10 protein-coding genes are annotated in these 7,143 nt (G+C 69.8%); 5 read left to right on the forward strand and 5 right to left on the reverse strand.

What is annotated here, in order from left to right; genetic code table 11:
- The 3 genes from B7X32_RS16580 to B7X32_RS16590 form a co-directional block, all read right to left on the reverse strand.
- Positions 1-825 (reverse strand): adenosylhomocysteinase (locus tag B7X32_RS16580; protein WP_292722078.1); only part of this gene is annotated, 825 nt, incomplete at its 3' end.
- A 54-nt stretch (positions 826-879) separates the two neighbouring features.
- Positions 880-1,452 carry a dihydrofolate reductase family protein gene (locus tag B7X32_RS16585; RefSeq protein ID WP_292722082.1) on the reverse strand — a complete coding sequence of 191 codons (573 nt, stop codon included), beginning with the start codon at positions 1,450-1,452 and terminating at the stop codon, positions 880-882.
- A 10-nt stretch (positions 1,453-1,462) separates the two neighbouring features.
- Positions 1,463-1,972, reverse strand: a complete 510-nt coding sequence (locus B7X32_RS16590; RefSeq protein WP_292722085.1) for a DUF2127 domain-containing protein — start codon at positions 1,970-1,972, stop codon at positions 1,463-1,465.
- Between the two features lie 41 nt (positions 1,973-2,013).
- On the opposite strand from B7X32_RS16590, the gene B7X32_RS16595 reads away from it, so the two are divergent.
- The gene (locus B7X32_RS16595) at positions 2,014-2,757 is read left to right on the forward strand and encodes an SUMF1/EgtB/PvdO family nonheme iron enzyme (protein ID WP_292722088.1); all 744 of its coding nucleotides are present in this window, start codon (positions 2,014-2,016) and stop codon (positions 2,755-2,757) included.
- A gap of 13 nt (positions 2,758-2,770) precedes the next feature.
- On the opposite strand, the gene B7X32_RS16600 is transcribed toward B7X32_RS16595, so the two are convergent.
- On the reverse strand, positions 2,771-3,706 hold the full coding sequence (locus B7X32_RS16600) for an alpha/beta hydrolase (protein WP_292722090.1): 936 nt from the start codon (positions 3,704-3,706) through the stop codon (positions 2,771-2,773).
- 65 nt (positions 3,707-3,771) lie between these two features.
- A complete protein-coding gene (locus tag B7X32_RS16605; protein ID WP_292722092.1) occupies positions 3,772-4,554 on the reverse strand; it encodes a class I SAM-dependent methyltransferase in 783 nt (260 codons plus the stop codon).
- 15 nt (positions 4,555-4,569) lie between these two features.
- Between B7X32_RS16605 and B7X32_RS16610 the strand changes: the two genes are divergently transcribed.
- The 4 genes from B7X32_RS16610 (at position 4,570) to B7X32_RS16625 (ending at position 7,139) form a co-directional block, all read left to right on the forward strand.
- A complete protein-coding gene (locus B7X32_RS16610) occupies positions 4,570-5,151 on the forward strand; it encodes a GNAT family N-acetyltransferase (RefSeq protein ID WP_292722094.1) in 582 nt (193 codons plus the stop codon).
- Positions 5,152-5,154: 3 nt separating this feature from the next.
- On the forward strand, positions 5,155-5,514 hold the full coding sequence (locus B7X32_RS16615; protein WP_292722097.1) for a hypothetical protein: 360 nt from the start codon (positions 5,155-5,157) through the stop codon (positions 5,512-5,514).
- Between the two features lie 375 nt (positions 5,515-5,889).
- Complete coding sequence (locus B7X32_RS16620; protein WP_292722100.1) at positions 5,890-6,093, forward strand: cold-shock protein; 204 nt, start codon at positions 5,890-5,892, stop codon at positions 6,091-6,093.
- Positions 6,094-6,215: 122 nt separating this feature from the next.
- Complete coding sequence (locus tag B7X32_RS16625; RefSeq protein ID WP_292722103.1) at positions 6,216-7,139, forward strand: aminoglycoside phosphotransferase family protein; 924 nt, start codon at positions 6,216-6,218, stop codon at positions 7,137-7,139.
- Positions 7,140-7,143 lie beyond the last annotated feature (4 nt).

The following is a 7,143-nucleotide window of genomic DNA, read 5'->3' on the forward strand; positions in this document are numbered from 1 at the left end:
GACGGCGGGCTGGTCTCGCAGGCTGATCCCGGCCGCGTCGAGCACGTCGGCGACGGCGAACACGCAGGATTGCCCGGTGCCGTAGCGGTTGTCGAACGCGGTCTTCATCGGCGCATCGTTCACGGCGATCACCGGGATCCGCAGCACTCCTTCCGCCGCCATCCGGCGCAGGGGGGTGAGGCCGCTCGTGGTCTCCTCGGCGGCGCCTCTGAGACCGTCGAGGAGGTCCTCCTCATGCGCGAGCCGGATCAGATGCGAGCCGTCGTCCAGCAGCAGGTCGTGGCCGCGACGCAGGAAGGCGATCGCGGCTTCGCGTTCGGCCGCCCCCGAAAGGGCAGGGTCACCGTCGACCGGTATTCCTCGTGCGCGCAGCGCGGCGGCGACCTCGGGATCGATCTCGTCGGGGTGCGCATACACCGCGACCTCCGCGCCGGCATCGCGCAACTGCAGCGCGAGCTGCGCCGTCTTCGGCTCCAGCACCATCGCGATGCCGATCTTGATGCCGCGGACCGTGCCGTCCGATCGCAGGGTCTCGGCGATCCCTCGGGACACCGGCATGTGCGTGCCCGCGAAGTCGATGCGTTCGCCGGCGCTCGCGCGCCGGGGCAGCGGTGCGCCGTCGAGCAGGATCTCCGTCGCGGTCCCGGGTGCGAGCACGACCGCGCCCTCACCGATCCGGGCTCCCAGCCGCGAGAGCAGTGCGCGCACCTCGTCGGCCACGTCGTCGTCCCCGACGACCTCGAAGGTGCGGCCTGCCACCAGCAGGTTGGTGTCGCGGGCGAACCGGCGCACGAGACGTTCGGCGATCAGGAGGGCGTCGGGCACCTGTTCAGCGTAGACGTTCCGCTGTCAGGCGCTCCGCCGTGCGACGCCGCAGCGTCACGCGCCGTCGGCGGGGCGCATCAGTCGATAGGTGAGCTCCGCGAACGGGCCCGCCTGACGCACCGCGGTGAGTTCGAGGCGGGAGTGATCGAGGTCACGCGGGAGCAGCGGCTTGCCAGAGCGGAGCGTGGCTGGGGCGAACGTGACGACGATCTCGTCGAGCAGACCTTCGTCGACGAACTGCCCTGCGAGGTCGCCGCCCCCGACGATCCACACATCGCGCGCGCCGGCCGCTGCGATGATGTCGTCCCAGTGATCGCGGACCGGGCCGTGCACGAACCGGATGTCGGCGCCGGGAACCCGGGGGAGCTCTCTCGAGGTGAAGACGAAGGTGGGGCGGTCGCCGTAGTACTGCTGCCAGCGCTCCGGGTGGTCGAGCAGACCTTCCTCGCTCAGCACCCATTCATAGGTCGCAGAGCCCTCCACGAGGACGCCGACCCTCTCCGTGAATGCGGCGATGTCGGCGGTCGCGGCGTCCTGCGGGATCGAGAGCAACCAGGACAGCGAGTCCGCGTCGTCGGCGAGGAAGCCGTTGAGGGTCGAGGCGGTGTAGAAGATGGCGCGCGTCATGCGGGCGAGGTTATCCGAGGGCTCCGACATCGGCGGCTGCCTCGCGTCGCCGCAGATGCAGCTGCCACTCCCGAGCGGTGAGGAACACGATGAACACGTCGAAGAGGGTGAGCGCGAGCATCCACCAGCTGAAGTGGACGACCAGCTCGTAGCACTGCAGGACGATGAAGACCCCGAGGGCGGCGAGCATCCACGGATACGCCCAGAGCTGCTGTCGCAGCAGCGCCCAGACCAGCACCACCTTGATGATCCCGTGCAACAGCAGGTAGGCGGCCGCGAAGAGTGTGGTCCTGGCACCCCAGGAGTCGCCGAGGTGCATCGCCCAGTGGTAGACCGGGGAGCGCTCGTGGCCGACCAGCACGAAGGACACGACGTCGCCGAGGGCTTCGCGCAGCGCGGCGGGGGAGATGAAGAGCAGCGCGAGCCCTCCGATCAGCTCGGCCACGCCGTCCAGCCCCTTGAGCGCGATGCTCACGGCGAACACCCGGTCCAGGGTGCGGTGGGAGGCGGCGGCCGTCATAGACCCGATGGTAGGTCTGGCGGCTTTTAGACTGCCCTGAGATGAGTGAGATCGAGATGCGCGCCCTCCCGGCCGGTTCTGTCGCCCTGCACGACGCGCGGAGCAAGCGCCGCTGGCGCGTGGAGCTTGAGCCGTTCGAGATCGGCGTCTTCGCGGTGACCGAGGAACAGGTCTCCGAGCTGCTCGGGATCGCCGCCGAGCATCCGGACAGGCCCGCCGTCGAAGTCTCCTGGCAGCGGGCGATCCGCTTCTGCAACGCCGCCTCGGAATGGGAGGGGCTGGATCCGGTCTATCGGTTCGACGGCGCTGAGGTGCGCTGGGACGTCTCCGCGGACGGCTACCGGCTTCCGACCGAGGCCGAGTGGGAGTACGCGTGCCGCGCGGGATCCACCACGCCGCACTACGGACCTCTTCAGGACGTCGCTTGGACCGCTGCCGACGGCCTGCGTCATCCGCAGCGGGTGGGGGAGAGGATGCCGAACCTGAACGGGCTCTTCGACACGCTCGGCAACGTCTGGGAGTGGTGCTGGGATCTGCTGGATCCGGCGCGCTACGGCGAGTATCGCGTGTTCCGCGGTGGCGGATTCGCGGACGACGCATGGAGCGTCCGCGCCTCGGTGCGGCGCGGGGGAGACCCGCGCACGGCCCAGGACGATCTGGGGTTCCGTCTCGCCCGCGGCGGTTTCGACCGCGCCGACGCCGCCCAGGGATGGTCTCTCGCCGCTGATGAGGAGCGGGCGCTGCTCGCCGGACCCCTGCCGTCGGGATGGACGCCCCGACGCTGACGTCGGTGCCGGTTCACCTGCCACGCGCCCGGTCGAGCACCGCCTGGATCGCCGATGCGACCAGGGCCGGCTGCTCCACCTGGATCCCGTGTCCGCTGTGCGTGGCACTTATGTGCAGGGCATGCCACTCATTCGCGAGGTCGTCCTGCGCGGCGAGCCACGCCGGCCACGTCGACGCACCGGGCGTCACGCCGAGGTCCCATGGCTGGTCCGAGGAGAGCACGGTCGCCGGGAGGGCGGGTGCGGGCCCGGCGACCGCGAACTCCCGGAGGGTCGGTTCGTAGGCGGGGCTCTCCGCGCTGCTGTCGGTGCGCGCCGCGGCGATGACCGCCATCCATGCGCGCCATTGATCGGCGCTGAGCGTCTGCGCGAGCCAGGTCGATGCGGAGTCGACGAGGACGAGGCCGACGGCCCGCCGCGGAAAGGTGCGCGCATATGACTGGGCGATCATCCCGCCCCAGGATGCGCCGACCAGCACGATGGGCCCGTGTTCGCCCGCGACGTCCAGCAGCTCGTGCAGATCCTTCGCGCCCTGAAGTGCGGTCGTCGGCTGCGGGACCGGCGTCGTCGGCGAGCGTGCGCCGTCCTCCCGCGCGGTGCCGGGACGGTCGTAGGCGCAGACGCGCGAGTGTGCGGCGAGCGCCGGCAGCACGGCGACGGCAGGGGCGTCGGTCGCGGACGGCGACGGCGCCGGTGGCAGGGCCGTCCATTCGTCTGCGGCGCCACCGGTGCCCGAAATCAGCACGACGATGGGGGATCCGGTTCCCCGGCAGGTGAGGTAGATGTCGCGGGACGAGTTCAGCGGCACCAGCCCGGCACGATCCTTCGTCGCCGACGCGGTCGGCGTGTGCCCGTTCTCGGAGGCGGGCCGGATCGGCGGCGCGCAGCCGCTCGCCGACGAGGTCAGCAGGACCCCGGTGAGCAGCACGGCCACGGCTCTGCTCCGCATCGCGTGCCTCCTCGGGCGAGGATGATCCTGGCGGCAGGCTAGCCCCTCGTCCGGCTGCGGGGAAGTCAGGGCAGGGCGCGCACCAGCACGAGCGAGCCCTCGAACGTCGTCATGCGGCGGAGCGCGCCATGCCGACGATCCCACTCGCCGGAGTCGAGCGCGTTCCGCAGCCGATGGGCGTACTCCGTCGACGTCGTCGGATCCACGAAGCTCCAGGCGGAGCAGGCGGCCCGCGCTCCGGCGTCGAGGAGCGCCTCGGGTCTGCCGTAGTACGCCTCGTTGAAGCCGTCGGTGCAATCGAAGGGGATGGGCACCGGTTCGACGGTGACCGTGCCGCCGAGGGCCGAGGCGAACCGGGAGATCGCCGGATAGCGCCGGCGCTCGGTGTCGATCACGTCCGGTGCGTACTCGGCCAGCCAGAACCGGTCCAGCAGATCCGGGTCGCAGGTCAGGATCGCGACGGGTCCGCGCGTGACACGGCGGACCTCCGCCAGCCCGGCATCGAGGTCGCTCCACTGATGCACGGAGAAGGTCGTCATCGCGGCGTCGAACGTCGCATCGGCGAACGGCAGCGATTCCGCCACGGCATCGATCGCAGCGGCCAGGTGCGACGGCCTCTGTGCGCGCATGCTCGCCGACGGTTCGACGGCGGTCACCTCCAGATCGACCGGCTCGTAGCTCCCCGCGCCCGCGCCGACGTTGAGAACCGTGCGTGCGTCGCCGAGCGCATTGCGCACGAGCGACGCGATCCTCGGGTCTGGCCTGCGGAAGTCGCTGTAGGTCGTGCCGATGACGCCGTAGTCGGCGTCACCCGCACTGCCGTCCTCAGTCCGTGACGGATCCGTCATGCCTTCGATCCTCACATGAGCCGCCGCATCGCCGCCCCGTCCGCGCCGGGATGGGATGATGACGTCATGCCCGAGGATGCGCACGCGATGACGCTCACGACCGAGCGTCTGCTCCTGAGACCGCAGGAGGTGCGGGATGCGTACGTGTTCCGGCAGCTGTGGGCGGAACGCGACGAGCGGGTTCCTGTGCACCGGCGGCTCGATGCCGAAGGGCATCCGACGGTGGCGGAGATTGCCGACGACATCCGTCAGGAGAGCCCTCGTGCGAGGCCCGGGCTGCTGACGGTGGCGCTCCGCGAGACGGATGCGGTGATCGGATACTGCGGGCTCGTCTTCGACGGTGACGGCGAACGGCCCGAGCTCGCCTTCGAGCTGCTGCGCGCCGTGCACAATCGGGGGTATGCCACCGAGGCCGGACGGGCCGTGATCGCATGGGCCGGAAGCGCCGGCTTCCCTCGTCTCTGGGCGAGCGTGTGGGATTGGAACCTCCCCTCACGGCGCGCGCTGGAGAAGCTCGGCTTCGTGGACACCGGGACGGTCGTCAAGACGAGCGCACACGGGCGCTCGCTGCTCACCGTGCGGGAGCCGGCGGACTGAGCCATGGCGTCGATCGACGATGTGAGAGCCCTCGGATCCACGCTCGAGCGCTCCTATGAGGTCTACGTCCGCGGTCGTCTGAAGTTCCGCGTGGGGCAGATCGTGTACGTCGCCTTCTCGTCGGATGAGCGCATCATGGAGTTCGGTTTCCCGAAGGAGCTGCGCGAGGGACTCGTCGGGGGACAGCCCGAGAAGTTCCAGCTGCCGTCGCCGTCCGACATGCGTTTCCACTGGGTGCGCTCGGATCTCGCTGCCCTGGATCCGGGGGAGGCGCGGGAGTTCGTCGTGGATGCGTGGCGCATGTTCGTCCCGCAGAAGCTGTCCCGCGCCTACGACCTGGCTCATCCGGACGGGCCGGCCTGATCCGGTCTCTCGGCCTTCACTCAGGCGCCGAGGGGATATGCTCGATCTCAGGTTGTTGAAGTTGTGGTTTCTGCCGGAGTCCTGCTCCGGACCAGCTTCTGGGCTCGGACATCATCCGGGCGGGTATTCAGTTCAGTGACTCTGGTTGCGTCAGCCATCGTGATGCGCTCCTCACCGGTTGGTTTTCTGATCTCTCCTGCTGTTCCCGTATCTCTCCCGCGGCCCGTGTCGGCCTCGGGGATCATGTGGACCCCTCCTCGCACGTCGGATCGACGACCAGACCGAGCGCCGGCAGGCGCGACCCCATACTTCCCGACGGCATCGTCGCGGATTCGCGGACCGTTCAACGGGTCCCAGACAAGAAGGAATGACGACATGGCCACTGGCATCGTCAAATGGTTCAACACCGAAAAGGGCTTCGGATTCATCGCGCCCGACGACGGCACCGCCGACGTCTTCGCGCACTTCAGCGCGATCACCGGTGACGGATACCGCAACCTCGAGGAGAACCAGAAGGTCTCGTTCGACTCCGAGCGCGGCCCCAAGGGCATGCAGGCTGCGAACATCCAGGTGATCTGAGTTCTCAGGACGGCGGGCGTCACGGCATTCACATGCCGGGACGCCCGCTTTTTCGTGGGCCGGGGCGTCTCCGAGCGGGTGCTTCCGAGGGCGATCCGCGGAGCAGACCTATCATGAGGACGATGACTGAGGAAGCCGCGCGGGAGGACCTCCCGGACTCCGATCTTGTCGTGCGCCTGCTCGAAGAACAGGCTCCGCATCTTGCCGGCAGGGCTGTCACGCCCAGCACGGCATCGGGGAGCAGCAACTGGGTCTTCCGCCTCGGCGACGCGCAGGCCGTTCGGCTACCACGGACGGAGGGATACGCCGAAGACCTCCTCAAGGAGGTGCGTTGGCTTCCCCGACTCGGGCCCGCACTCCCTGTGCCCGTCCCTCGCGTGGACTTCGCCGGTGCCGCCTCCGAGATCTTCCCCCGGCCGTGGACGGTGGTCTCGTGGTTGCCGGGGGAGCTGCCGACCGACCTCGACAGTGCGCAGCAAGCCGAACTCGCCACGACGCTCGGTCACTTCCTGCGGAGTCTGCACGACGTGGACGCCGTAGGGGTGCCGCACGGCGCCGACCACTGGGGCTACCGGGCCGGCGAGCCCGTCACAGACACGATCGACGAGTGGGCCGACCATGCGGCGACGCGGCTCGCCGACATCTTCGATCCTGAGGCGGTCCGTCGGGCCTGGCGGCTTCTCCGCGACGTCCCGCCGGTGACGTCCTCTCCCTGCTGGATCCACACCGACCTGTCCGCCGAGAACATGCTCGTCCGCGCGGATGGGGGTCTGGCCGGCGTGCTCGACTGGGGCGGCCTCGGCGTGGGCGATCGTTCGGTCGATCTGCTGTACGCGTGGAGCATGTTCGACGCCCCCGCACGCGACCTGCTTCGCGTGGCTGCCGCAGCCGACGACGCCACCTGGGCCAGAGCTCGTGCGTGGGCGTTCGTCGGCCCCGGCCTGCTCACGATCGAGGACTACCGTCGAACGATGCCGGGGCGGACCGCGAGGCTCATCGCGATGGTCACCGCCATCGCCGCGGAAGTCGGCGTCCGACTGCGCTGACCCG

This window comes from Microbacterium sp. 13-71-7 (assembly GCF_002257455.1).
Taxonomy (GTDB): domain Bacteria; phylum Actinomycetota; class Actinomycetes; order Actinomycetales; family Microbacteriaceae; genus Microbacterium.